The sequence below is a fragment of the Streptomyces atratus genome (assembly GCF_040655115.1).
In the GTDB taxonomy this organism is placed as follows: domain Bacteria; phylum Actinomycetota; class Actinomycetes; order Streptomycetales; family Streptomycetaceae; genus Streptomyces; species Streptomyces atratus_D.
Genome location: NZ_JBFAJH010000019.1, coordinates 24,052 through 44,697, shown reverse-complemented (window position 1 = coordinate 44,697; position 20,646 = coordinate 24,052). Strand labels below are relative to the sequence as shown.

The following is a 20,646-nucleotide window of genomic DNA, read 5'->3' as shown; positions in this document are numbered from 1 at the left end:
TCGGCCCGCACCTCTCGCTGGCATTCGCATCACGCGATGGCACGCAGCCCGGCTCCGCTGCTCGTTCGCCTGCCTCGCCGGCCGCTTCTGGTCCGTGTGGGCATCTCGCCCTTGGCATCTCGCCTACGAATCCATGACTGCCGACTGCGCTCGGTTCGTCCTCATTGGAAGGATACTCCAATGGACCTACGATTCGAAGGTCTAGAGATCGGAATAGCCATGGAATCAAAGGCAGTCATACGGATTCGTCGCACTCCCCCACCCGAACTCGGCCCGATGCTGCGGAAAGCCCGCGAGCGGGCCGGGACTGGGCTTCGAGAACTCGCACGCCAAGCCGGCGTGGACCCGGGCTACCTCGCGCACCTCGAAGCGGGTCGCCGCTGCCCGTCCTGCACAGTGGCCCACCGCTTCGCCGAGCTGCTGCCACTCGGCGAGGACGAGCGGACGCAGCTGCTCGCCGCGTCGGTCGACGACGCTGGCCACGACCACCCCGGCCGCAGGCGGACATAACGAAGGGGTGCACGCCGACGTGCACCCCTTTGCGGACCAGCGAGCCTAGCGAGCAGTCCCCTTGCTGGGGCAGCCCTCGGGCTGGCCCGGAGCGTCGACGTGACGGACACGCGCCGCCTGGCCGTGACGGGCAGGAGAGACGGCGATGGTGCCGCCGCACTTCGAGCAGACGGTGATGGCGTCAGCCTCAGACATGGAACGACCTCTCTGGTTGGGTACTCACGCCCCTTAGCTCACCCAACAGGCACGGGACAGCAGAGCTCTACAAGGATGTTCAGCGTGTCGCGGCAGCGCCCTGCTCATCGCTGGTTGAGTAGCCGGGCGGCACGCTCCCGGCGCTGCTGCTCCTTGCGAGCGAGGCGTGCGGCTGCAGACTGCTGCCGGGCCTTCTCCCTCGCTTCAGGAGAGAGCAGCCGGGCAACCGTGGTCGGGTGCCACTTCCCCCCGCGCTTCGACGGAATCCCCTGCTCGTTCAGTCGGGCGACGATGGCACGGATGCCCAGCCCTTCCTCGTCGCGCCACCGCTCCATCAGCTGGACGTTCTGCTCTTCGGCCTCGTTCGGGGTGAGCGTCTTGTCCACGGACTGCTGCCCGTACCGCGGTGCACCGTAGGCGTAGCCGCCCTTGCTCCCCTTGGCCGTGCGTCCCTCGGTGAGGCGCTTGACGATGAGTCCACGGTCCAGCTGGTGGAAGACGCCGCGCATCTGCCGCATGGCGGTCCGCATCGGGTCGGACGCGTCGTCCTCCAAGTGCTCACCGTGGTCGGCGGTGAAGACACGGCCACCGAGCGCCCACACGTAGGACAACACCGCCTCCTGCACGGTGAGCTCACGAGCGAGCCGGTCAAGGTTCGGGGCAAGGATTCCGTCTGCCCGGCCGTCCGCGATCCACTCGACCGCTTCCATGAGCCCGGGGCGCTCGTCGAGCAGCGTGGTCCCCGACTTGCCGCCCTTCTCGTCTCCGTCGCTGACCATGTGCACGATGCGGACGCGCGGCACGGTCTGCCGCTTCGCCCACTGCCGGCCGTCCGCTTCCTGCGCGGGGAGGCCGTAGCCGTCCACGGCCTGTACGGCGGTCGAGACTCGGCGGACAAGGACCAGGCGCAGCACGGCGGTTCGCGGTGTCGTCATGGATCCAGCGTACACATCTATGTCCATAGATGTGACAGCGCAGGTCAAAGAGTTTTGGGCCTGCGAGCGGGTGTTGCCCTAGGGCAACGGAGCAGAAGCGCCCGAATTGAGCAGTCACCCTGCCAACTTCCGCCGATCTGTACGCTCATGAGATGAATCATGCAGAGATGGTACGAAGAGTCATCGGGGTACTCACCGCCGGCGAAGAGTGGGCGCGCATAGCCGAGGCCGAACCCGACCGTGCGGACGTCCGGACGCCCGACACGATGAACGTCCTCAACGAGATGATCGTCGACACGCTCCCCGCCATGGAGTTCGACGCCGACGCAACAGCCGACGAAATCACCACCCAGCTGAGCGCCGCACTCGGGCCGGCCATCACCCAGATCTGCTCAGCCTTCATGTGCGTCCACAGTGAGCTCGCCCGCGTCTACGACGACACCGACCCGGACCGCTCGTCCGGTGACGTGCTGCGCGAACTGGCCCTGGACGCGGACCGAATCTGGCCGCCCGGCAACTGACGTCGGAATTCACCGTGCGAGGAATTTCTATGCGCGGAGCCTCAACTGATCAGCGACCCCGCCCGACTCCGCTCGGCCTCGAACCAGCGGCCCACATCCTCGACCACGTCCTGCACTGCCTCTCCCTGTATCCGTGCCACGTAGCAGGCCTCACCCTTCTTGTCTTGGTGCCCACGATCGGCCGGCGGCAGGGATGCCGCGTCAACCCAACGGATCACCACCGGGAGCAGAGTGAAGGGGAGAGTGAGAGGCAGCTGGATCCCACCCGTCGCCTGCACCACCAGCGGCAACTGATGGGCGGCCCGGTTGCGGACGAACCGAAGGGCTCGCATCAGCTCGGGCCCGTCCCCGGCAAGTTGCAGGTACGACGGATCGTCGGCGCGCATCCTCAGGTCGAGGGCGTTCGCCCAGTAGGCCGCCTCCATGGCGGATATCAGTGCCAGGCCCGGATCGTGGTGGTCGGCCAGGCCTTGGTGGAGGCGAGACTTCGCGTCATGAAAGGCGGACAGTGCGAGGTGATACAGGGGCGGAGTCGGCATCCCGCGACCTTACGGGGCAACCACGCGCGTAGCGAAGGCAGTTGCGGCCGCACCTGCGCCGTTCCGCACCCGTGGGGGGCGGCAGGGCAAGGACCGAGCGGGCAGCCCCTTACGGGTGACGCGGCACCTTCCAGACCTGCACCGCGACTTCCCGGTGGGCCCGGCAGGCGCTGGGTCCCCCGAAGCTCGTCGCATGCCTCTGCAGAAAGCCCCACGCAAGCTCTGGCACTGGATCATCACCATCAGCTGGCATGACGCCACAGGAGACCGTCTTGAGACCTTCGACGGGACAGTGAACCTTCTCGCTGGAGAGAGCCGGCAGCGCCTCTTCAGCCACCTGCGCTGCACCGCCATACGAAAGGCGGCGGTAAAGGGGGACGACGCTGCTGTCGTGTTCTTCGGCCTCGAACCTGACGAGCTCTAACCGCACATGGCTGCGCCCGGCCGTCTGGTGACTGGCCGGGCGCCGGTACGCCGGGGGTCAGGCAACGTCGGGGCTGTCGCCCTCCTGCTGCTGCCCGCTGCGGGCCCTGTAGCGCTGCAGGTGGAATTCTCCTGTGTCCATGCCCTTCGGCACCCGCCGCTCCGGGGCGCTGATGCCCAGCCGTTCGGCGTGCAGCGCGGCGCTCGACCGGGTGGGCAGGTCGACCTCGGACGGCTCCTCCTTGCCAAGAGCTCGGGCCGCCAGGCGTTCCGCGGCGGTGGCCGGCCGGGTCTTCGGCTTCGGCTGCGGCTGCGGCTTGCTGGTCATACAGTGCCTCCTGCTATCAGTTCGGCTTCGTCGGCCACGACGCGGGCCTTGGCCTCAGTGAGGAGCGCGCTGTATTCGCGCTTCATCTCCTCGCGCTGTTCCGGGGGCGCGGCCTGGTGCTCGTCCAGCGGGGGGCAGTCGATGCCTTGCCGCTGCTTGGCCTCGATGATCATTCGGTAGAGCTCGGACAGGGGTTGGGCGCCCATGTCGCAGGCGTCCCCGTGATGGATGCACCACGTCTTGGGCCCGGCTGTCGGGGCGATGTGGCCAGCGAGCTTGTCGAGACGGACCTTGAGGCCACGGCTCATCCTGCTGTCTCCTTGGATTCGGCGACGGCGGCCTCAAGGGCCGTGATCCGTGCGTTGAGTTCGGCGTGTTCGGCGAAGCTGGGCAGTGCGCTGATGAGGATGCTGGCGGCCCTGATGCGGAGGGCGACGCTGTCGTCGGTGAGTGCGGAGTGCAGTACGGCTACGGCGTCCCGGGTGGCTGCTCCGAGGGCGGCGACGGATTCGCCGAGCAGGGCGGCTCGGGCGGCGGTGACGTCGGCGGTGAAGGCCGGGTCTTCCGTCCATCTGCGGACGGTTCGGCCGGTCACTCCGATGCGCTCTCCGACCTGTTCAGAGGGCATGCCGCGGGCGAGGAGCGGGACGGCTTCCTCTTTCTTTTCCGGGTCAGTTTTGGACATTGGCGGTGGCCCCCTCGTGGGTCGCAGCGGTGCCGGCCGGGCCCCGTGATGGAGCCCGGCCAGGGGCGGTTAGTCGTCGATGTTGGGTACGGCGACGCGGTCGGTGAGCTGCCCGGCGAGGAGCCGCAGCGTTGCGACGGACTTCGCCCGGGTGTCGGGGGCGAGGCCGACGCCGACGGGGTTGACGTACTGGGAGGCGTGGTCGAGGAGGAGCTGTAGGGCAGCGTCAGCCTCTTCAAGTGCCCTGTTGAGCTTGCTGGCCGCGTAGAGGTAGCCCTCTTCGTGATACTGGCGGCGGCTGACGCCGGTAGCCGCAGCCGTGTCGTACAAGTCGTTGAGCGCGGCTCGGGTGGCGTCCACAGCCGCCTGCTTGCCCTTCCGATCGTTCGGCTTTGTGTCCAGCTCGGCCTTGTACGCGGCCTCAAGGGCGTCGAAGGCTGCGCTGATCTTCGGGGGCATGGTGGCCCGGTTGCGAGGGATGGCAAAGACGTGGCCGCGGTCGCCGGGGATGACGACCTGGTAGGGCTGTCCCTTGTGATCCATGATTTCTCCTGTGGTGTTAGGCCGCGGATGCGGCGGGGGTGGCGTTGTCGAGCTGGTCGAGGTAGGCGAGCTTGACCCTGTATCGGTGGGCGAGCCCGCGCTTACGTGCGGCGGCAAGCTCTTCGCGGATTCGCTTGCGGTCGGCTACCTGTCGGCGAGCGGCCTCGATCTTGGCCGCGACGATGTCGTCGACGTTCACGGGTGTTCCTCCTATCCGAACTGCATGGCCGGGTGGCAACGGGCGCAGAGGCTCATCTCCGGGCCGTTGAACCCGTCTCGCATGCGGGTGCGGCTGTATTCGTCGCACTCGGCATCTCCGCAGTGGGGGATCCGATCGGCGCCGTCGGGGCGGGTGCCGTTGGCGACCTGCTGATTGATCGCGTCCCAGCCCGCACCGCTGTACGGCTTGTGGCCGCCCGGGTTGGTTCTGGCGTCGTGCGCGGCCTGCATGCGCCGGCCCGCCTCAATGGACTGGTGCACCCGCTGGTCGGTGAGCGACGGCTTGGGAAGCCAGGCGGTCGGCATGTGCTCGGCCTCCTGCCGCCCCAGGTTCTTGCTGAGCGCCATCCATCCGGCGACCGTGGCGTCTGTGCCCGTGAGACCCATGGCGCGGTCCCACATGCCCTCGTTGCTGCTGTCTTTTGTGCCGACGACGGACGGGTGGCAGTCAGGGCAGGGCTGGCCGTCGCGCATCCGCAGGCGCAGGTTGGTCTGTGCGGCCTCGCGGTACGTCTCGAAGCACTGAGCGCAGGGGGGCGGCAAGGGCCGTCCGCCGGCGATGATCGCAGGAGGATCCGGCAGTTCGTCCTCACCGAGCCTGTGCAGGTATAGGGCTGCAGCGGAGTTCACGGCGGCGCCGCCGAGGTCGAGGTAGTCGCCAAGGGTCTGCTCGGTCCATCCGGCCGTGAAGGCGGCAGCAACGAGAGCGACGAGCTTGAGGCGCTGCTTCTTGCTGGGCACCTTGCCGCGGAAGTCGAGGCTGTCCAGGAACGGCGAGACGCGTTCGCCGTTCTTGTTGATCTCCTGAAAAGAATCAGATCCGCCCCCGCCTCCGCCTTCTTCGATCACCACGCCTTCGAGGGCTTCTGACTCGACCTCAACCAGGGAGGTGGTGGAGGTACTTGATGAATTACTACGTGATGAAAGAACTACGTGATGGGGGAGCGTCTGGGCGCTCCCTTCAAAACTCGGATCGCTCCCTTCAAAAACTGGATCGCTCCCTTCAAAACTTCCGGACGCTCCCTTCATAGACTCGGGAAGGGAGTCCCCAGGCGCTCCCTTCGTAGGGGCGGCTGGACCGTTGAAGGGAGCACTAGGCGCTCCCTTCAAAGAGTCGGCATCCGGAAAGGAGTCCCCAGGCGCTCCCTTCGACTCGTCGGGGGAGCCCTTGGGCGCTCCCTTCAAAGGATCCGAGGCGTCCGCACCGCTCCCTTCAAAGCCCGCAGCGCGGAACGGTGGCGCCCCGAGGATCTCCATACGGCGCTCCCATACCTGCTGCGGCACGGCTGCGGCGTACACCGACGCCCGCTTGACCGTCGTCCCTCCGGGGCCACGCCGCGCGCCTCCCCGCTCGACGAGGACGAGCCATTCCTCCTCGACCGCCCATCGAAGCAACTTCGCCCAGGTCTTCTCGTGGGGTCCGAAAAGGGCCAGGCCGGCGTTGCCGGGGCGAACCCTGCCGCCGTCAGCACTCATGAAGATGCCGATGGGCAGCAACTTGAAGTTCTGCGGGTGGGGAACGCTCAGCATCATGAGCCGCTCCCACTCGAAGCGGCCGACCCGTACCGGATCTCCTGGCGTGCTCATAGGGCAGCGCCTCCGTTTTGTGGTGCGTCCTGTGCAGCGCCGGATGTGGCACGCACCTCACGGCCGTGCTCCGGCTGTGGGATGGTGGGCGCGGACCCGCCCGCCGCGAGGTTCTGGTGGTCCCTGGCAGGTACGAACTGCCAGGGACCATTTGCGTTGGCCGTCATGCCGCCTGGGGCTCCTTCTTGCGGGCCTTGTACCGGGCGACAGCGTCGGAGTTGCAGGCCCGGCACTGCCGCACTCCGTCTGAAGCAGGGGTTCGGAAGTACGTGTTGGCCGGGGTGAACTCGTGGCCGCGAATGCAGTGGGTACGTTTCGCTGGCTCGCTGCGGCGGGTGTTCTCCGCGGGCGTGACCGGCTCCAGGTGGTCCGGGTTGACGCACCCCGGGTTGCGGCACAGGTGGTCGAGGACGAGGCCGGGCGGTATCTGTCCGACGAGCTGGCTGTAGGCGTACCGGTGGGCCATGTAGGTGCGGCCCTGGACGCTGAAGCGCCCGTAGCCGTCACGGTCCCGGTAGCCGGTCCATGTCCAGCAGGGCCCGACCATCGGGGCGAGCGTTCCAACCTTGTTCACGTGCGACCAGAAGCGCCCAGCAGGCGTTGTGGTGCTCTTACGCCTCCGTTGTGCGCGACCCTGAACGTGCACTTCTTCTGCGGTCTGCGGAGCCAGTGGACGCTTGCGCTCATCCCCCTGGAGGGGGGTGTCGATCAGTGCCATGTTGATACCTCGATGGTCGTGCGCCCTGGTACCGGTCGCCGGGAGAGCGCGGTGGTGGTGACCCCGGGGTGCGGCCAGGGGGTGCTGTTCGGGGTGTTAGGCGGCTTCGAGGAGCCGCAAGAGGGATGCGGTGATCACTCGGTGCCTGTTGGGCCCGCAGGGGAGCGTCCGCACGGGGGATTCGCCGTTGCGGATCAACTGGTGCAGGTAGGACTTCGAGATGCCCATGGCCTTGGCGGCGTCGGGGACGCTGATGGTGGCCGGCCAGGCGCGGATGTCTGCGAGCGTCGGCTCGTCAGCGGTGGCCATCAGGCGGCCTCTCCGATCTGCTCGCCGTTCAGCCAGGCCATGACGTCGCCTCGGCGGTAGCGGATGCGACCCCCGCGGCCGGGCGACAGCTTGGTGAACCTCGGTCCGGTGCCACGCCAGCGCTTGTCCTTCAGCGTCGACTCGGTGAGCTTCGTCAGGCGGCCGACCTCAGCCGGGGTCAGGAGTTCGTTCGGGTCATGAGGCATGGAAGATTCCACCCCGGATTCCCTTCTTAGGAAGACTGATTCCCATGTACGGAACTGTACATGGGGGTATGTTGCAGATGCAAGAAGGGATGAGAGACTACGAAGATGGGAACCGAAGAAGGCGCAGAGGCACGCAAGCGACGAGCGAATGAGCTGGGGCCGACAGGCAAGCGAGTCGCCGAGAATCTGGCGGACATCAGGAAGGCCCGCGGGATGACGATGCCGGCGCTTCGAGAAGAGATGGCCAAGCTCGGCCGTCCTTTGCCAGCCACGGCCGTCATCAAGACTGAGCAGAAGGAGCGGCGCGTCGATGTCGATGACCTGGTCGCATTCGCCCTCGCCCTGAACGTCTCGCCCCTCACGCTGCTTCTGCCGCGCGAGTGGGACGACTCCCCCGTGGATCTCGCGCCGGACTTTGCCCTCAAGACCCGCACGGCTTGGCGTTGGGCGGAAGGACGCTCGCCGGCCAACGACTGGGGAACCAGCCCTGACGGCGACGAACTGAACGACGAAGCCGAGCAGGACTATCTCAAGGAGCGCGAGGAGTACGAGCTGCTCACGCATCCTGCGGGACGTCGACGGGCAGCCCAGCGCCCGGCAAACCGTGCGGCGGACACCCTCAGCGCCATGGTTGGCCGGCTCGTCAACGCGGTCGAGGGCGGCAACAAGGCTGCGGCCGAGCGGCAGCTACGCATCACCAAGAACCGTCTGACCCAGTTGCAGACCGAGATCGACCAGATCGAGCTGGAGCTGGGCGACTAACAGTCAGGCACCACGAAGGGGCGGGACCATGGCCGATCCGATCAAGAAGATCACGCTGCAGGACGGGACGGTCAGGTACCGCTTCGTCATCGACGTCGGCCGTGACGCCGACGGCAAGCGCAAGCAGCTGACCGTCACAGAGAACAAGCTGGCGGACGCCCGCAATGAGCTGGCCCGACTGCGCCACGAACGGCGCACGGGCCAGCTCATTCTGCCGAGCAAGATGACCGTGTCGCAGCTCCTCGATGCGTACATGGCGTCGAAGGCCGACGACCTCGAAGAGTCCACGCTCACCGGGTACCGCAACGCCCTGGTGCACGTTCACGAGTACCTCGGCCACCTGCGCCTGCAGGAGCTCACCGAGGAGCACGTCGAGTCGATGGTGGCCTGGCTGCTGGTGTCGGCGAGGCGCCGCGGCGGGACGGCCGGTACGGGCCTGCGGACGACGACCGCTGACGGAGTGTTGGGGCGCCTGCGCGCAGCCCTGCGGCTGGCCGTGAGGCGCCGTCTGGTGGCCCGGAACGTCGCCGAGTACATCACCATCCCCCGGAAGGCGCGGAAGGCCGACAGGCGGGAGAACCGGCGCGAGGAGCCGTGGGTGCTCACCGAGGTTCAGGCGTTCGTCGTCGGGATCCGTGAGGACCGCGGGTTCGCCGCCTTGCTGCTCGGCCTGATGGGGCTGCGGCCGGCCGAGGTGGCGGGCCTGCGCTGGGAGGACATCGACCTTGAAGCCGGGACGCTGGTCGTCGCGAACACCCGGACGATGGTCGGCAACGCCCGGACGCTGGAGAAGGACACCAAGACGGAGGCCGGCGAGAGGACACTGCCCCTCCCCTCCCCCGTGAGCCGCGCCCTGATGTCCGCTCAGCTGACGCAGGAGGTCGAGCAGCTGTCGATGGGCAGCTACTACCAGCGGTCGGGGTACGTGTACGTCGACCACCTAGGCCTGCCCATGGACACCCGCCAGCTGCGCGAGCACGCGTACAGCCTGATGGCGAAGCTCGGCCTGCGGAAAGTCCGGCTCTACGACGCCCGCCACAGCTGCCTGACGTTCCTGGCGATGAACGGGGTGCCGGACACGATTCTCGCCGCGTGGGCGGGGCACACGAATGCCAGCTTCACCAAGCGCGTCTACGTGCACCCGACGGCCGATGACATGCGGTCCGCATCCACGCAGTTGGAGGCCCTGCTGGGCTTCGAAGACGGGCCTTCTCAGACCGCCGTGTGAGAGATTGTGAGATTTCGGCTCTCAAGCTGAGAGCGAAACCACGTCTGACCTGTTGCTTCCTCCGGATCACTAGGCCATAGTCCCCATCATAACCTTCTGTACGTCCTGTACATTTTTTACGGATGTCCGTGCAGGCTCCATGCAGACACCGGAGGAGAGGCTTCGCCATGTTCCGCCCTGCCGCCCGTTACGTACTGCCCGAGTTCACCGAGCGCACGACCGACGGGACCCGCACCCTCGACCCGTACTCCAAGCTGCTCGCCGAGCGCATCGTCTTCCTCGGCACCCCGGTCGACGACACCGCCGCAAACGACCTGATCGCACAGTTCATGTATCTGGAGCACGCCGCACCCGACCGGCCGATCTCCCTCTACATCAACTCCCCCGGCGGCTCGTTCGGCGCCATGTCCGCCATCTACGACACGATGGGGTACCTCACCTGCGAGGTGGAGACGTTCTGTCTCGGCCAGGCCGGTTCCAGCGCGGCGGTTCTGCTCGCCGCGGGCGCCCCCGGCCGGCGGCACGCCCTGCCCGGCGCCAGGGTCGTCGTCCAGCAGCCCGAGCTGCCGGAGCCGGTACAGGGCCAGCCGTCCGACCTGGAGATCGAGGCACGGGAACTTGTCCGCGTCCGTGAGCTGCTCACCCGCATGCTGGCCCGTCACACCGGCCGCAGCGCCGAACGGATCGGCGCCGACTTCGAGCGCGATCTCATCCTCGACGCCACCGGAGCCAAGGCGTACGGGCTGGTGGACCACGTCCTGGAGAGCCGAAGGACGACGCGCCCGCCGAACAGCGCGAGGTGAGCCACCGATGAAGCCACCCCACCTCCCACCGCTGCCCGCACTGACCCGCGCCGAGGGCGAGTTCATCGACTGCTACCTGGAGGTGCTCGACCAGCTGGGCCGGATCAACCCCGCCCACGGCAGCGACACCTACGGTGCACTGCGCGCGGCCCAGGCGCTCGCCTCGCGGGCCGGCGCCCTGCGGGACGCGCTCACGTTGATGCACGAGCGCGGTGAAGCACAGATCCACGCCGCCACGTTGACACGGGCACTGCGCGTGTTGGACGGGGAACGGCGGGCCGGACGGGTCACCGTGCCCCCGGCCCCGATGAGTTGATCATCCTCCCATCAGCGACACGCCCGGCACGCTGATCGAATTATCTCGCTCGTTCGGCGCAAGGAATCCCCCGCGAGAGGGACAACTCGACTTGCGCTGTCGGCGTGGACGGCGAGCTGAATATGTCGCTCCACCGCTGGTACGGGACCAGCCGATGCAGCCTGACGAGTTCCCATATGCACCGCTTCCACCCAAACAGGTCAATAGTGACGACATTCCCATATCGCTGTTTTTCTTCGGAAATCCGGCAGCTGGTGAGTCAAGATCCGTGGGACGACAAGCCCCCGCCACCACGGCGGGGCGGTCCGGACGGACGCCGAGTCCTGCCGCCGCCCGGATGACTGGTCGACAGAAGTGGATCGGCAGGAGTGGAGGACCCGAGCGCAACGGGTCGGCCGGGCAACCGGTCGACCCTCGGGGTGAAGCCGCATCACGCGGCCGGGCAACTTCGCCTGCCCGAACCCGACAGGTCATCCTTCACAGGCGGCTGACGAAGGGTTGCGCATGACTGCGCAGGTTCATGTCCCGTCTCTGCTCACCCGGGCCGGTACGGCCACGGTTCTGACGCTCGCCGCCGTCGGTGGCTCCATGATCGCCCCCGGCGCCGTGACCGACGCCCAGGCCGCGACGCATTCGACGAAGGCCCTCAAGATCGCCGCGTCGAAGAAGGGATCCCCGTACCGGTACGGGGCCACCGGCCCCCACCGCTTCGACTGTTCCGGCCTGATGCTGTACGTGTTCAAGAAAGTGGGCAAGAGGCTCCCCCGCACCGCCCAGCAGCAGTACAACAAGACCCGCCACATCACGGCATCGAAACGCAAACGTGGCGATCTGGTCTTCTTCCACTCGGGGCGCAGCGTCTATCACGTGGGCATCTACGCCGGCAGGGGGAAGATCTGGCACTCCCCGAAGACCGGTTCCGTCGTGCGGCTGGAGAAGATCTGGACGAGGAGCGTCTGGTACGGACGGGTTCGCTGATCCCTCCGATTCGCCTCCGGCTCCCCCTCCATCACCGTGTTTCAGTGCAACAGGGGTCCGGTCACCAGCACCAGCCCCAGCGCGGTGAGCGCCGCGCCGCTGCCCCCCTCGATGGCACGGGCGGTACGCGGCCGGCGAAGCCACCGGCCCAGGCGGTCCACCAGGAGTGCCACGGCCGGGAACCAGATCAGCGCGAGCAGCACCACGACGGTGGCCAGCAGCAGGGTCCTGGGCAGGGGTGGCTGCCCGTCGGGGACGAATTGCGGCAGCAGACTGAGGAAGAGCACGGGCGCCTTGGGGTTCAGAGCGTTGGTCAGAAAGCCCTGGCGCAGGGCGCGTCGCGCGCCGGTCGCCGTCGACCCTCCGTCCGCTCCCGTGTCCGCGCCCGCGTCCTTGGCGCGGCGCCGTGCCGCGTACACTCCACTGATTCCCAGATAGAGGACGTACGCCCCGCCGAGAAGCTGCACAGTGCGGAACAGCACGGGCATCGTGACCAGGAGCGCCGCGAGCCCGGCGACGGCGAGCGCGGTGTGGATGAGCAGTCCCCCGGCAACCCCGAGCGCCGTGGCCACCCCGGCCGCGCGCGAGGCAAGTGCGTTCCGTACGACCACCGTGAAGTCCGCGCCCGGCAAGGCCACCATCCCTGCGGCGACCCCGGTGAAGGCGATCAGTTGTCCGTCCATGCGTCCACCATGGACCGATGTAGCCTTCAACATGTACGTGCAATCTTCTGGGTCCGCCAAAAGGAACGCTTAATGTTCGACCCGACGCGGCTCGCGGCGCTGGTGGCGGTCGCCGAGGCCGGTTCGATCACGCGCGCCGCCGCCCGCCTCGGCTACACCGCGCCCGCACTCTCCCAGCAGTTGGCCAAACTGGAGCGGGAGGCGGGCGCCGCGCTGCTGGTGCGCCACCACCGTGGCGCCCGACTGACGGCCGCGGGCGAGCTGCTGGTCGTACGCGCCCGGCGGGTCCTCGACGAGATGGACCGCGCGCGGCACGAACTGACCCGGCTCGCCGGGCTCTCCGGCGGACGCCTCCGGGTCGGCACGTTCACCACGGCGGGTATCCATCTGCTGCCGCCGGTGCTGAGCGCGTTCCGGCGTGCCCACCCGGATGTGGAACTGTCCGTCACGGACTACGAGCCGCCCGGCGGGATCGCCGCGGTGGCCTCGGGCGAGGTCGATCTGGCGCTGACCCATGCGTACGAGCCGGCGCCCGCGGCGCCGTTGCCGTCCGGGGTCTGCGTGGAGCCGTTGCTGGTCGAGGAGCTGGTGCTGATCACTGCGGTCGGCCAGGTGCTGTCCGAGGGAACGGGACGGCTGCCGGTGACGGAGCTGGCCGGCCGGCCGCTGATCAGCAGCGCACCGGCCCATCCGCCCCGCCGCGGGGTGGAGAACGCCCTGGCCGAGGCAGGGGCAACGCCCGCGGTGGTCTGCGAGTCGCCCGGCTACGCCTTGGTGTGCGCCCTGGTCAGCGCGGGAATCGGGATGGCGGTGGTGCCGGAGATGGTCGCCGCCATGTCGCCGGCTCCGCTGTCCGTGCGGCGACTGGAACCTGCGGCGTTCCGGCGGACGATCTCGGTGGTGCACCACGGCGAGCGCGCGAGCGCAGCGGCGGCGACGCTGTGCGCACTGCTGCGCGGCGGCTTCGGGCGGGCGAGGTCGGCGCGGTGACGTGCGGCGCCCGCCCGGGCAGTCAGGTCTGGACGGTTACGGTCCACGGGAGCGCGATCCAGACGGTCTTGCCTCCCTCAGGGGTGGGCGTGACCGTGAGCCGTCCGCCGCATTCCTCGGCCAGCCAGCGGATGATCACCATGCCGCGTCCGTTGTCCTGTTGCTCGGCTTCGGGCAGGCGCTGGGGCCAGCGGGGGTGGCTGTCCGTCACCCCGAGGTGCAGCTGCTCCTCCCGCTCCAGCCGGAGGTCCACGGTGAAGGTGGGCGACTGGCCGAAGGTGTGCTGGACGGCGTTGGTCGCGAGTTCCGAGACGATGAGCCGGATGGTGTCGGCGGTCTCGGTGTCGTCGGGCAGACCCCAGTCGGCGAGCACCCGGGCCACATGTCTCCGGGCTGCCGGGACCGAGACCGGCTCGCTCGGCAGAGTGACACGTGCTTCTTGATGGTCCGCCATGGCGAGCCGTCCCTTTCCCACCCGAACCGCGACCGGTCCGGGATGTGCTTCGCGCCAGATTGCAGTGATGCTGCCCTCTGTGACGGCGATCCAACGAGATATGCATATATCTGTCGCTCAAAGCAGTGAACTCCGGCCCGGACAGGCGTGGGTGGCGGCACACTGGCCCCTCGGTACGAGAGGGAGGGAGGCCGCCGATGCAGCACGGCCCAGCAGTACGTCACCGCAAGCTCGGGGAGGAACTGCGGAGTCTGCGCCACACGTCCGGACCGACCAGTCGGGACGCCGCACAGATCCTCGGCCGGCACCGGTCGAAGGTGAGCCGGATCGAGACCGGCGCGAGCGGGGTGAAACCGGCCGATGTGCGCCGGCTGCTTGATGCCTACGGCGTGGACGACGCACAGTTACGGGCGCTTCTGGAGCTGCTCGCGGGCTCGGCGGGCGGTGGCGGCACGGCTGGTAGCACGCCTACCGCGCTCTTATCCCGCCCCAGTACCGGGACTTCATCAGTCTGGAGTCCCAAGCTCGGACGGCCCGGACGCTGCAGACCTCGGTGGTGCCGGGCTGCTGCAGACCGCCGACTATGCGCGGGCGGTGACCCGGTCGTCCCTGGACGGGCTGCCCGCCCATCAGTTGGACTCGTTGGTGGAGGTGCGGCTCGCGCGGCAGGGCGGCTGCGGACGGATCCGCCGTTGCGGCTGACCGCGGTACTGGACGAGGCGGTGCTGCGGCGCAAGGTCGGCGGGCGCCGGGTGATGCGGGACCAACTGCGCCTCAGACCGCCCGAGGGGCCCGATGTCCGATTGCCTCGCACAGCACGAGTTACGGTGGCGGCGCAGCAGCCGCAGCACGGGTATGAACAACTGCGTGGAAGCTGCACCGTTCGGTGCGGAGCAGCTGGCCGTGCGGGACTCCAAAGATGTGTCCAGGCCCGCGCTGCGGTTCTCCGCGGCGGCCTGGATTTCGTTCGTCTCCGGTCTGAGCGACGGTCGGGTCTGCTGACTGGCCCGGTCAGGCAGGTGGCGCGGTCCGCAGGACGGTCGCCACCGCGGTCGCGATCTGCGCCTCCGTCAGGTCGGCCCGCGCGGTGAGCCGCAACCGCGAGATGCCGTCCGGGACCGACGGCGGGCGGAAACAGCCCACCGCGATGCCGGCCGCGCGGCAGTCGGCCGCCCAGCGCACCGCCGCGTCCGGCGAAGGTGCCCGCACCGAGACGACTGCGGCGTCGGGGCGTACGGCGGTCAGCCCCGCGGCGGTCAGCCGTTCGTACAGTGCGGTCGCGACCGTACGGGCCCTGCCCGCGCGTGCCGGCTCGCGGCGCAGGAGGCGCAGACTCGCAAGAGCCGCGCCCGTCGTGGCCGGCGCGAGTCCGGTGTCGAAGATGAACGTCCGGGCCGCGTTGACCAGATGGTCGATCACCCGGGCCGGCCCGAGGACCGCTCCGCCCTGGCTGCCCAGGGACTTGGAGAGGGTGAGCGTGGTGACGATCCCGTCGCCGCCCGCGAGACCGGCAGCGGCGAGGGCGCCGCGCCCGCCCTCCCCGAGCACGCCCAGACCATGCGCGTCGTCGACGAGCAGCGCGGCGCCCTCCGTACGGCAGACGTCGGCCAGTTCCGGCAGCGGCGCGGCGTCTCCGTCGACGGAGAAGACCGAGTCGGTGACGGCCAGGGCGCGGCCGCTGTGCGCGCGCAACTCCTTGGCGACGGCCTCGGGATCGGTGTGGGGTACGACGGCGGTCTCCGCCCGGGAGAGGCGGCAGCCGTCCACGATGGAGGCGTGGTTGCCCGCGTCGGAGACGATCAGGGAGCCACGGCCGGTGAGGGCGGTCAGGGCGGCGAGATTGGCCGTGTAGCCGGAGGAGAGGACGAGGGCAGCTTCGAAACCGCAGAATTCGGCGAGTTCGCGTTCGAGGTCGGCGTGCAGCGCGGTGGAACCGGTGACCAGCCGGGAGCCGGTGGCGCCCGCACCCCACCGGTGCGCGGCCTCGGCGGCGGCCGCCGTCACCTCGGGGTGCCGGGTGAGGCCCAGGTAGTCGTTGCTCGCGAGGTCCAGCAGTTCCGGTTCGGCGGGCCGGGGGCGCAGGGTACGGACGAGGCCGGCGTCCGCACGGCGGCGCGCCTCGTCATCGATCCAGTCGAACGGGGCGAAGGACATGTCGGCGGTCCCTTTTGTAGGCAGCTCACAGAGCCTAACCGGGGGCGCAGCCGGGCATGGTGTGGCAATACACACACCCTCTGTGGGGTCTGTTGTCCGGTTCCTCCTTGGCTGCGGGCAGTGGCGTAAGCCAGGATCATGCCCATGGACCTCCTGAACACGTTGGTGGACAAGGGGCTGCGGCGCGAGCTGCCGACCCGCGAAGAAGCGCTCGCCGTGCTGGCGACCTCGGACGACGACCTGCTCGAAGTGGTGGCCGCGGCCGGGAAGGTGCGCCGTCAGTGGTTCGGCCGGCGGGTGAAGCTGAACTATCTGGTCAATCTCAAGTCCGGGCTCTGCCCCGAGGACTGCTCGTACTGCTCGCAGCGGCTCGGCTCGAAGGCCGAGATCCTCAAGTACACCTGGCTGAAACCGGACGAGGCGTCGAAGGCCGCCGCCGCCGGGGTGGCGGGCGGCGCGAAGCGTGTCTGTCTGGTGGCGAGCGGCCGCGGTCCGACGGACCGGGACGTCGACCGGGTGTCGCAGACCATCGAGGCGATCAAGGAGCAGAACGAGGGCGTCGAGGTATGCGCCTGCCTCGGTCTTCTCTCCGCCGGGCAGGCCGACCGGCTGCGGTCGGCGGGCGCCGACGCGTACAACCACAACCTCAACACGTCCGAGGAGACGTACGGGGACATCACGACCACCCACACCTATGCGGACCGGGTGGAGACCGTCCAGCAGGCGCAGGCTGCGGGACTCTCGGCGTGCTCCGGGCTGATCGCCGGGATGGGTGAGAGCGACGCGGATCTGGTCGACGTCGTCTTCTCGCTGCGCGAGCTGGACCCGGACTCGGTTCCGGTGAACTTCCTGATCCCGTTCGAGGGGACCCCGCTCGCCAAGGAGTGGAACCTCACACCGCAGCGCTGTCTGCGCATTCTGGCGATGGTCCGGTTCGTCTGCCCGGATGTCGAGGTCCGGCTCGCGGGCGGCCGTGAGGTGCATCTGCGCTCGATGCAGCCGCTCGCCCTGCACCTGGTCAACTCGATCTTCCTGGGCGACTATCTGACCAGTGAGGGCCAGGCGGGGCAGGCGGATCTGGACATGATCGCGGACGCCGGTTTCGACGTGGAGGGCGCGGGTACGACGACGCTGCCCCGGCACCGTACGGACGCGGCGGCCGAGGCGGAGACCGGTGGCGACTGCGGCTCGCACGCGGGGGGCTGTGCGCCCTGCGGTGACGTGGCCGACGAGCCGGGGGTCGCCGAGGCCGGGGTTCCGGGCGCGCGTACGGATCTGGTGGCGGTCCGACGTCGTGGTGCGGGAACGGATCTCGCACCCAATGCCTGAGCCCCTCTCCCCTGCCGAACTGAGGACCCTGGACCGGGACCACGTCTGGCATCCGTACGGCCCGATGCCCGGCCGGCAGGAGCCGCTGGTCGTGGAGTCCGCGTCCGGGGTACGTCTGCGGCTCGCCGAACCGGCCTACGGGCAGAGCGAGTTGGTCGACGGCATGTCGTCCTGGTGGTCGGCGGTACACGGCTACAACCACCCGGTGCTCAACGAGGCGGCGCGTGGCCAGCTGGACCGGATGAGCCATGTGATGTTCGGCGGGCTCACCCATGAGCCCGCCGTGCGCCTGGCCGCCAGGCTGGTCGAGATCACGCCGGAGCCGCTGCGCCATGTCTTCCTCGCCGACTCGGGTTCGGTGTCGGTCGAGGTCGCGGTGAAGATGTGTCTGCAGTACTGGAACTCGATCGGAAAGCCCGCCAAACAGCGGCTGCTGACCTGGCGCGGCGGCTACCACGGGGACACCTGGCAGCCGATGTCGGTCTGCGACCCCGAGGGCGGCATGCACGAGCTGTGGTCGGGGGTGCTGCCCCGGCAGGTCTTCGCCGACGAGCCGCCGGACGGTTTCGACGAGGAACCGGATGAGTCGTACGTACAGCAGCTGCGCGAGCTGATCGCGCACCATGCCGATGAGCTGGCCGCGGTGATCGTGGAGCCGGTGGTTCAGGGCGCGGGCGGGATGCGGTTCCACTCCCCCGGTTATCTGCGAGTGCTGCGCGAGGCCTGCGACGCCCATGACGTGCTGTTGGTGTTCGACGAGATCGCGACCGGTTTCGGGCGTACGGGGAAGCTGTTCGCCGCCGGGCATGCGGGGGTCTCCCCCGACGTGATGTGCGTCGGCAAGGCGCTGACCGGCGGCTATCTGACGATGGCGGCGACCCTCTGCACCTCCCGGGTGGCGGACGGTATCTCGCGCGGCAAGGTCCCGGTGCTTGCCCACGGGCCGACCTTCATGGGCAACCCGCTGGCCGCGTCGGTGGCCCTCGCCTCGATCGATCTGCTGCTCGGCCAGGACTGGCAGCAGGAGGTCAAGCGCCTGGAGGCGGGGCTGCTGGGGGGCCTTGCGGAGGCCCGTGCGATCGCAGGTGTGCGGGATGTACGCGTTCTGGGCGCCATCGGCGTCGTGCAGCTCGATCACGACGTGAACATGGCGGCGGCCACCGAGGCCGCGGTCCGTGAGGGCGTGTGGCTGCGCCCGTTCCGGGACCTGATCTACACGATGCCGCCGTATGTGACGGGCGACGACGATCTGGCGCGCATCTGCCGTGCGGCGTGCGCGGCGGCGCGAGAGGGCTGAGATGTCGGTACTGATGGTGAGCGGTACGGGTACGGAGATCGGCAAGACGGTCGTCACGGCGGCCGTGGCCGCGGTGGCGGTCGCCGCCGGGCGTTCGGTTGCCGTGCTCAAGCCCGCTCAGACGGGCGTTGCGCCGGGTGAGCCGGGCGACGTCTTCGAGGTGCGCAGGCTTGCGGGCGAGGCGGTGACCGGCCTCGAACTGGCAAGGTTTCCCGAGCCGTTGGCGCCGGACACGGCCGCGCGGCGGGCGGGCCTGGCACCCGTGCGCCCGCAGCAGATCGCGGAGGCGGCCGAGAAGCTCGCCACCGAGCACGATCTGGTGCTGGTCGAGGGCGCGGGAGGACTGCTCGTACGGTTCGACGACGAAGGCGCCACGCTCGCGGACGCGGCGCGGCTGCTCGGTGCTCCGGTCCTGGTCGTGGTACCCGCCGGACTCGGCACGCTCAATTCCACCACACTGACCTCGGAGGCGTTGCGGGCGCGCGGACTGGAATGCCTGGGCGTGGTCGTGGGCAGCATGCCCGCCGAACCGGATCTGGCCGCGCGCTGCAATCTCGACGATCTGCCGGTGGCGGCGGGCGCGCCGCTGCTGGGCGCCGTACCGGCGGGTGCGGGAGCTCTCGCACCCGCCGAATTCCGTGCCCGGGCAGCGAGTTGGCTGACCGCGGAATTGGGCGGGGACCGAACCGCCGGCTGAACGGCTGAGCGGCCCAGTACGGGGAAGAATCAAAGGAGCCGCACTTTACCGGCCGGGTTTCTCGCGTCGGGCAGCTCCGGTCGGGCGGGGCCCGCCCGACCGAGCCGTCCGGTGCAGCCGGTCCTGTCGAGGAGGTCCGTCATGCATCTGCGGAGTACGAAGATCCCGAAGGACGCGGTGCACCACCCGGTCTTCGCCCGGTTCTACGCCCGCATGAGTGTGGCGGCGGAGACCAGGTCCGGGATGGCGGCCATTCGCTCGGAACTGCTCGCCGGCCTGTCCGGACGCATCATCGAGGTCGGTGTGGGCAACGGGCTGAACTTCGCCCACTATCCGCCCGCCGTGTCCGAGGTAGTGGCGATCGAACCCGAGCGCACCCTGCGGCAGTTGGCGGTACGGTCCGCGCTGCGTGCCGGTCTCCCGGTGGATGTCGTACCGGGTACCGCGGAGGCGCTGCCGGTGAAGAGCGAGGCATTCGACGGGGCCGTCGCGTCACTGGTGCTGTGCACCGTCCGGAATGTCGAGCGGTCGCTCGCGGAGATCGAGCGGGTGCTGCGCCCCGGCGGGGAGTTGCGCTTCTTCGAGCATGTGCGGGCCGATGACCGCGCCATGGCGACGGTGCAGCGGGCACTGGACCGCACGGTGTGGCCGCTGCTGGGCGGCGGGTGTCATACGGCGCGGGACACGCTCACCGCGATCGAGGAGGCCGGGTTCGTGGTGGAGACGTACCGCAAGGTGAAGATGCCGGACTGGGGGATCCGGCTCCCCACCTCAGCGTGCGTGCTGGGCCTGGCCCGCCGAACGACCGTGGTGGACGCCTCCTGAGACATGAGGGCCTGGCCCTCGGATCAGACCCTAGTCGTCCTGCTCCAGCCGGTCCGCGAGCGCCCGCAGCGCGTCGGCGAGGTCCTTCTTCGTGGGCAGCTCATCGATCCTCTTGTCGAGCTCGTCGATCCGCTTCTCCAGGTCGTCGAGGCTCGCCGGTTCGCTCGGTCCGGGGCCGTCGGTGGGATCCGGGGCTCCGGTCGGGCTCGGCGCCTCGCTCGGGCTGGGGTCGCCACCGCCCGATCCACTCACGCTGCCGCCGTCGGTGCTGCCTCCGACGCCGCCGGTGCCGGGGTCGGGGTCGGACGTCGCGGTGGCGACAGGGGTCGGGTCGGCCGAGCCGTCGTCCGGCGCGCCGACGGCGATCGCTCCGCCGACACCGAGCACCAGGGCCGCCACAGCGCCCACGCCC

At 69.2% G+C, this 20,646-nt stretch carries 30 protein-coding genes, 1 pseudogene and 1 riboswitch; of the genes and pseudogenes, 15 read left to right on the top strand and 16 right to left on the bottom strand.

The annotated features are described in order from the left end of the window. Window positions 1–36: 36 nt before the first annotated feature. The gene (locus AB0I23_RS21435) at window positions 37–510 is read left to right on the top strand and encodes a helix-turn-helix domain-containing protein (RefSeq protein ID WP_359111350.1); all 474 of its coding nucleotides are present in this window, start codon (window positions 37–39) and stop codon (window positions 508–510) included. Window positions 511–555: 45 nt separating this feature from the next. Here the strand turns inward: AB0I23_RS21435 and AB0I23_RS21430 are convergent, their stop codons facing one another. Both AB0I23_RS21430 and AB0I23_RS21425 read right to left on the bottom strand, forming a co-directional pair. Then, window positions 556–705, bottom strand: coding sequence for a hypothetical protein (locus tag AB0I23_RS21430; RefSeq protein ID WP_359111348.1), 150 nt, complete (start codon window positions 703–705; stop codon window positions 556–558). A 104-nt stretch (window positions 706–809) separates the two neighbouring features. Next, window positions 810–1,640, bottom strand: a complete 831-nt coding sequence (locus tag AB0I23_RS21425) for a recombinase family protein (RefSeq protein ID WP_359111346.1) — start codon at window positions 1,638–1,640, stop codon at window positions 810–812. A 152-nt stretch (window positions 1,641–1,792) separates the two neighbouring features. On the opposite strand from AB0I23_RS21425, the gene AB0I23_RS21420 reads away from it, so the two are divergent. Further along, window positions 1,793–2,161, top strand: a complete 369-nt coding sequence (locus AB0I23_RS21420; RefSeq protein WP_359111344.1) for a hypothetical protein — start codon at window positions 1,793–1,795, stop codon at window positions 2,159–2,161. 41 nt (window positions 2,162–2,202) lie between these two features. Here the strand turns inward: AB0I23_RS21420 and AB0I23_RS21415 are convergent, their stop codons facing one another. Then, window positions 2,203–2,700: a hypothetical protein gene (locus AB0I23_RS21415; RefSeq protein ID WP_359111342.1), complete on the bottom strand. Its 498-nt coding sequence runs from the start codon at window positions 2,698–2,700 to the stop codon at window positions 2,203–2,205. A gap of 193 nt (window positions 2,701–2,893) precedes the next feature. Here AB0I23_RS21415 and AB0I23_RS21410 point away from each other — a divergent pair, with 193 nt between their 5' ends. Continuing rightward, the gene (locus AB0I23_RS21410; RefSeq protein ID WP_359111340.1) at window positions 2,894–3,124 is read left to right on the top strand and encodes a hypothetical protein; all 231 of its coding nucleotides are present in this window, start codon (window positions 2,894–2,896) and stop codon (window positions 3,122–3,124) included. Between the two features lie 57 nt (window positions 3,125–3,181). On the opposite strand, the gene AB0I23_RS21405 is transcribed toward AB0I23_RS21410, so the two are convergent. The 9 genes from AB0I23_RS21405 to AB0I23_RS21365 all read right to left on the bottom strand — a co-directional run bounded on the left by AB0I23_RS21405 (window position 3,182) and on the right by AB0I23_RS21365 (window position 7,718). Next, on the bottom strand, window positions 3,182–3,451 hold the full coding sequence (locus AB0I23_RS21405) for a hypothetical protein (protein WP_359111338.1): 270 nt from the start codon (window positions 3,449–3,451) through the stop codon (window positions 3,182–3,184). Further along, window positions 3,448–3,759, bottom strand: a complete 312-nt coding sequence (locus AB0I23_RS21400) for a hypothetical protein (protein ID WP_359111336.1) — start codon at window positions 3,757–3,759, stop codon at window positions 3,448–3,450. The genes AB0I23_RS21405 and AB0I23_RS21400 overlap by 4 nt, the downstream gene beginning before the upstream one ends. Continuing rightward, complete coding sequence (locus AB0I23_RS21395) at window positions 3,756–4,136, bottom strand: hypothetical protein (RefSeq protein WP_359111334.1); 381 nt, start codon at window positions 4,134–4,136, stop codon at window positions 3,756–3,758. Before AB0I23_RS21395 ends, AB0I23_RS21400 begins: the two co-directional genes overlap by 4 nt. Before the next feature lie 69 nt (window positions 4,137–4,205). Then, window positions 4,206–4,679: a hypothetical protein gene (locus AB0I23_RS21390; RefSeq protein WP_359111332.1), complete on the bottom strand. Its 474-nt coding sequence runs from the start codon at window positions 4,677–4,679 to the stop codon at window positions 4,206–4,208. Window positions 4,680–4,695: 16 nt separating this feature from the next. Further along, complete coding sequence (locus AB0I23_RS21385) at window positions 4,696–4,878, bottom strand: hypothetical protein (protein ID WP_359111330.1); 183 nt, start codon at window positions 4,876–4,878, stop codon at window positions 4,696–4,698. An 11-nt stretch (window positions 4,879–4,889) separates the two neighbouring features. Continuing rightward, on the bottom strand, window positions 4,890–5,750 hold the full coding sequence (locus tag AB0I23_RS21380; RefSeq protein WP_359111328.1) for a hypothetical protein: 861 nt from the start codon (window positions 5,748–5,750) through the stop codon (window positions 4,890–4,892). An 898-nt stretch (window positions 5,751–6,648) separates the two neighbouring features. Further along, window positions 6,649–7,032, bottom strand: a complete 384-nt coding sequence (locus tag AB0I23_RS21375) for an HNH endonuclease signature motif containing protein (RefSeq protein WP_359111326.1) — start codon at window positions 7,030–7,032, stop codon at window positions 6,649–6,651. Window positions 7,033–7,299: 267 nt separating this feature from the next. After that, window positions 7,300–7,512 carry a DNA-binding protein gene (locus AB0I23_RS21370; protein ID WP_359111325.1) on the bottom strand — a complete coding sequence of 71 codons (213 nt, stop codon included), beginning with the start codon at window positions 7,510–7,512 and terminating at the stop codon, window positions 7,300–7,302. Continuing rightward, on the bottom strand, window positions 7,512–7,718 hold the full coding sequence (locus AB0I23_RS21365) for a helix-turn-helix transcriptional regulator (RefSeq protein WP_359111323.1): 207 nt from the start codon (window positions 7,716–7,718) through the stop codon (window positions 7,512–7,514). The genes AB0I23_RS21370 and AB0I23_RS21365 overlap by 1 nt, the downstream gene beginning before the upstream one ends. 105 nt (window positions 7,719–7,823) lie before the next feature. Here AB0I23_RS21365 and AB0I23_RS21360 point away from each other — a divergent pair, with 105 nt between their 5' ends. The 5 genes from AB0I23_RS21360 (at window position 7,824) to AB0I23_RS21340 (ending at window position 11,805) form a co-directional block, all read left to right on the top strand. Further along, complete coding sequence (locus tag AB0I23_RS21360; RefSeq protein WP_359111322.1) at window positions 7,824–8,480, top strand: helix-turn-helix domain-containing protein; 657 nt, start codon at window positions 7,824–7,826, stop codon at window positions 8,478–8,480. Between the two features lie 28 nt (window positions 8,481–8,508). Then, window positions 8,509–9,708, top strand: a complete 1,200-nt coding sequence (locus AB0I23_RS21355) for a site-specific integrase (RefSeq protein WP_359111320.1) — start codon at window positions 8,509–8,511, stop codon at window positions 9,706–9,708. A gap of 167 nt (window positions 9,709–9,875) precedes the next feature. Next, window positions 9,876–10,511 (top strand): ATP-dependent Clp protease proteolytic subunit, encoded by a 636-nt coding sequence (locus AB0I23_RS21350; RefSeq protein WP_359111318.1) that lies wholly within the window; start codon window positions 9,876–9,878, stop codon window positions 10,509–10,511. Window positions 10,512–10,518: 7 nt separating this feature from the next. Beyond that, window positions 10,519–10,827 (top strand): hypothetical protein, encoded by a 309-nt coding sequence (locus AB0I23_RS21345; RefSeq protein WP_359111316.1) that lies wholly within the window; start codon window positions 10,519–10,521, stop codon window positions 10,825–10,827. A 336-nt stretch (window positions 10,828–11,163) separates the two neighbouring features. Continuing rightward, window positions 11,164–11,328: riboswitch (cyclic di-AMP (ydaO/yuaA leader) on the top strand. 3 nt (window positions 11,329–11,331) lie between these two features. Beyond that, entirely contained in the window at window positions 11,332–11,805 is a 474-nt protein-coding gene (locus tag AB0I23_RS21340; protein WP_359111314.1) for a C40 family peptidase, read from the top strand. A gap of 41 nt (window positions 11,806–11,846) precedes the next feature. Here the strand turns inward: AB0I23_RS21340 and AB0I23_RS21335 are convergent, their stop codons facing one another. After that, window positions 11,847–12,488, bottom strand: coding sequence for a LysE family translocator (locus AB0I23_RS21335; protein WP_359111312.1), 642 nt, complete (start codon window positions 12,486–12,488; stop codon window positions 11,847–11,849). A gap of 72 nt (window positions 12,489–12,560) precedes the next feature. On the opposite strand from AB0I23_RS21335, the gene AB0I23_RS21330 reads away from it, so the two are divergent. Beyond that, on the top strand, window positions 12,561–13,478 hold the full coding sequence (locus tag AB0I23_RS21330) for a LysR family transcriptional regulator (protein WP_359111311.1): 918 nt from the start codon (window positions 12,561–12,563) through the stop codon (window positions 13,476–13,478). A gap of 22 nt (window positions 13,479–13,500) precedes the next feature. On the opposite strand, the gene AB0I23_RS21325 is transcribed toward AB0I23_RS21330, so the two are convergent. Further along, complete coding sequence (locus AB0I23_RS21325) at window positions 13,501–13,932, bottom strand: ATP-binding protein (RefSeq protein WP_359111309.1); 432 nt, start codon at window positions 13,930–13,932, stop codon at window positions 13,501–13,503. 197 nt (window positions 13,933–14,129) lie between these two features. On the opposite strand from AB0I23_RS21325, the pseudogene AB0I23_RS21320 reads away from it, so the two are divergent. Both AB0I23_RS21320 and AB0I23_RS21315 read left to right on the top strand, forming a co-directional pair. Continuing rightward, window positions 14,130–14,702 (top strand): annotated as a pseudogene (locus tag AB0I23_RS21320) (helix-turn-helix domain-containing protein); the annotation flags it as partial. 25 nt (window positions 14,703–14,727) lie between these two features. Continuing rightward, entirely contained in the window at window positions 14,728–14,934 is a 207-nt protein-coding gene (locus AB0I23_RS21315; RefSeq protein ID WP_359111307.1) for a DUF397 domain-containing protein, read from the top strand. A gap of 9 nt (window positions 14,935–14,943) precedes the next feature. On the opposite strand, the gene AB0I23_RS21310 is transcribed toward AB0I23_RS21315, so the two are convergent. Next, entirely contained in the window at window positions 14,944–16,086 is a 1,143-nt protein-coding gene (locus AB0I23_RS21310; protein WP_359111305.1) for an 8-amino-7-oxononanoate synthase, read from the bottom strand. Window positions 16,087–16,230: 144 nt separating this feature from the next. Here AB0I23_RS21310 and bioB point away from each other — a divergent pair, with 144 nt between their 5' ends. From bioB to AB0I23_RS21290, 4 genes are all read left to right on the top strand, one after another. Beyond that, window positions 16,231–17,415 carry a biotin synthase BioB gene (bioB, locus tag AB0I23_RS21305; protein WP_359111304.1) on the top strand — a complete coding sequence of 395 codons (1,185 nt, stop codon included), beginning with the start codon at window positions 16,231–16,233 and terminating at the stop codon, window positions 17,413–17,415. After that, on the top strand, window positions 17,408–18,712 hold the full coding sequence (locus AB0I23_RS21300; protein ID WP_359111302.1) for an adenosylmethionine--8-amino-7-oxononanoate transaminase: 1,305 nt from the start codon (window positions 17,408–17,410) through the stop codon (window positions 18,710–18,712). The genes bioB and AB0I23_RS21300 overlap by 8 nt, the downstream gene beginning before the upstream one ends. A 1-nt stretch (window position 18,713) precedes the next feature. After that, window positions 18,714–19,409 (top strand): dethiobiotin synthase, encoded by a 696-nt coding sequence (bioD, locus tag AB0I23_RS21295; protein ID WP_359111300.1) that lies wholly within the window; start codon window positions 18,714–18,716, stop codon window positions 19,407–19,409. 141 nt (window positions 19,410–19,550) lie between these two features. Then, window positions 19,551–20,234, top strand: a complete 684-nt coding sequence (locus tag AB0I23_RS21290; protein ID WP_359111298.1) for a class I SAM-dependent methyltransferase — start codon at window positions 19,551–19,553, stop codon at window positions 20,232–20,234. A gap of 30 nt (window positions 20,235–20,264) precedes the next feature. Here the strand turns inward: AB0I23_RS21290 and AB0I23_RS21285 are convergent, their stop codons facing one another. After that, on the bottom strand, window positions 20,265–20,642 hold the full coding sequence (locus AB0I23_RS21285; RefSeq protein WP_359111297.1) for a hypothetical protein: 378 nt from the start codon (window positions 20,640–20,642) through the stop codon (window positions 20,265–20,267). Between the last annotated feature and the right edge of the window lie 4 nt (window positions 20,643–20,646).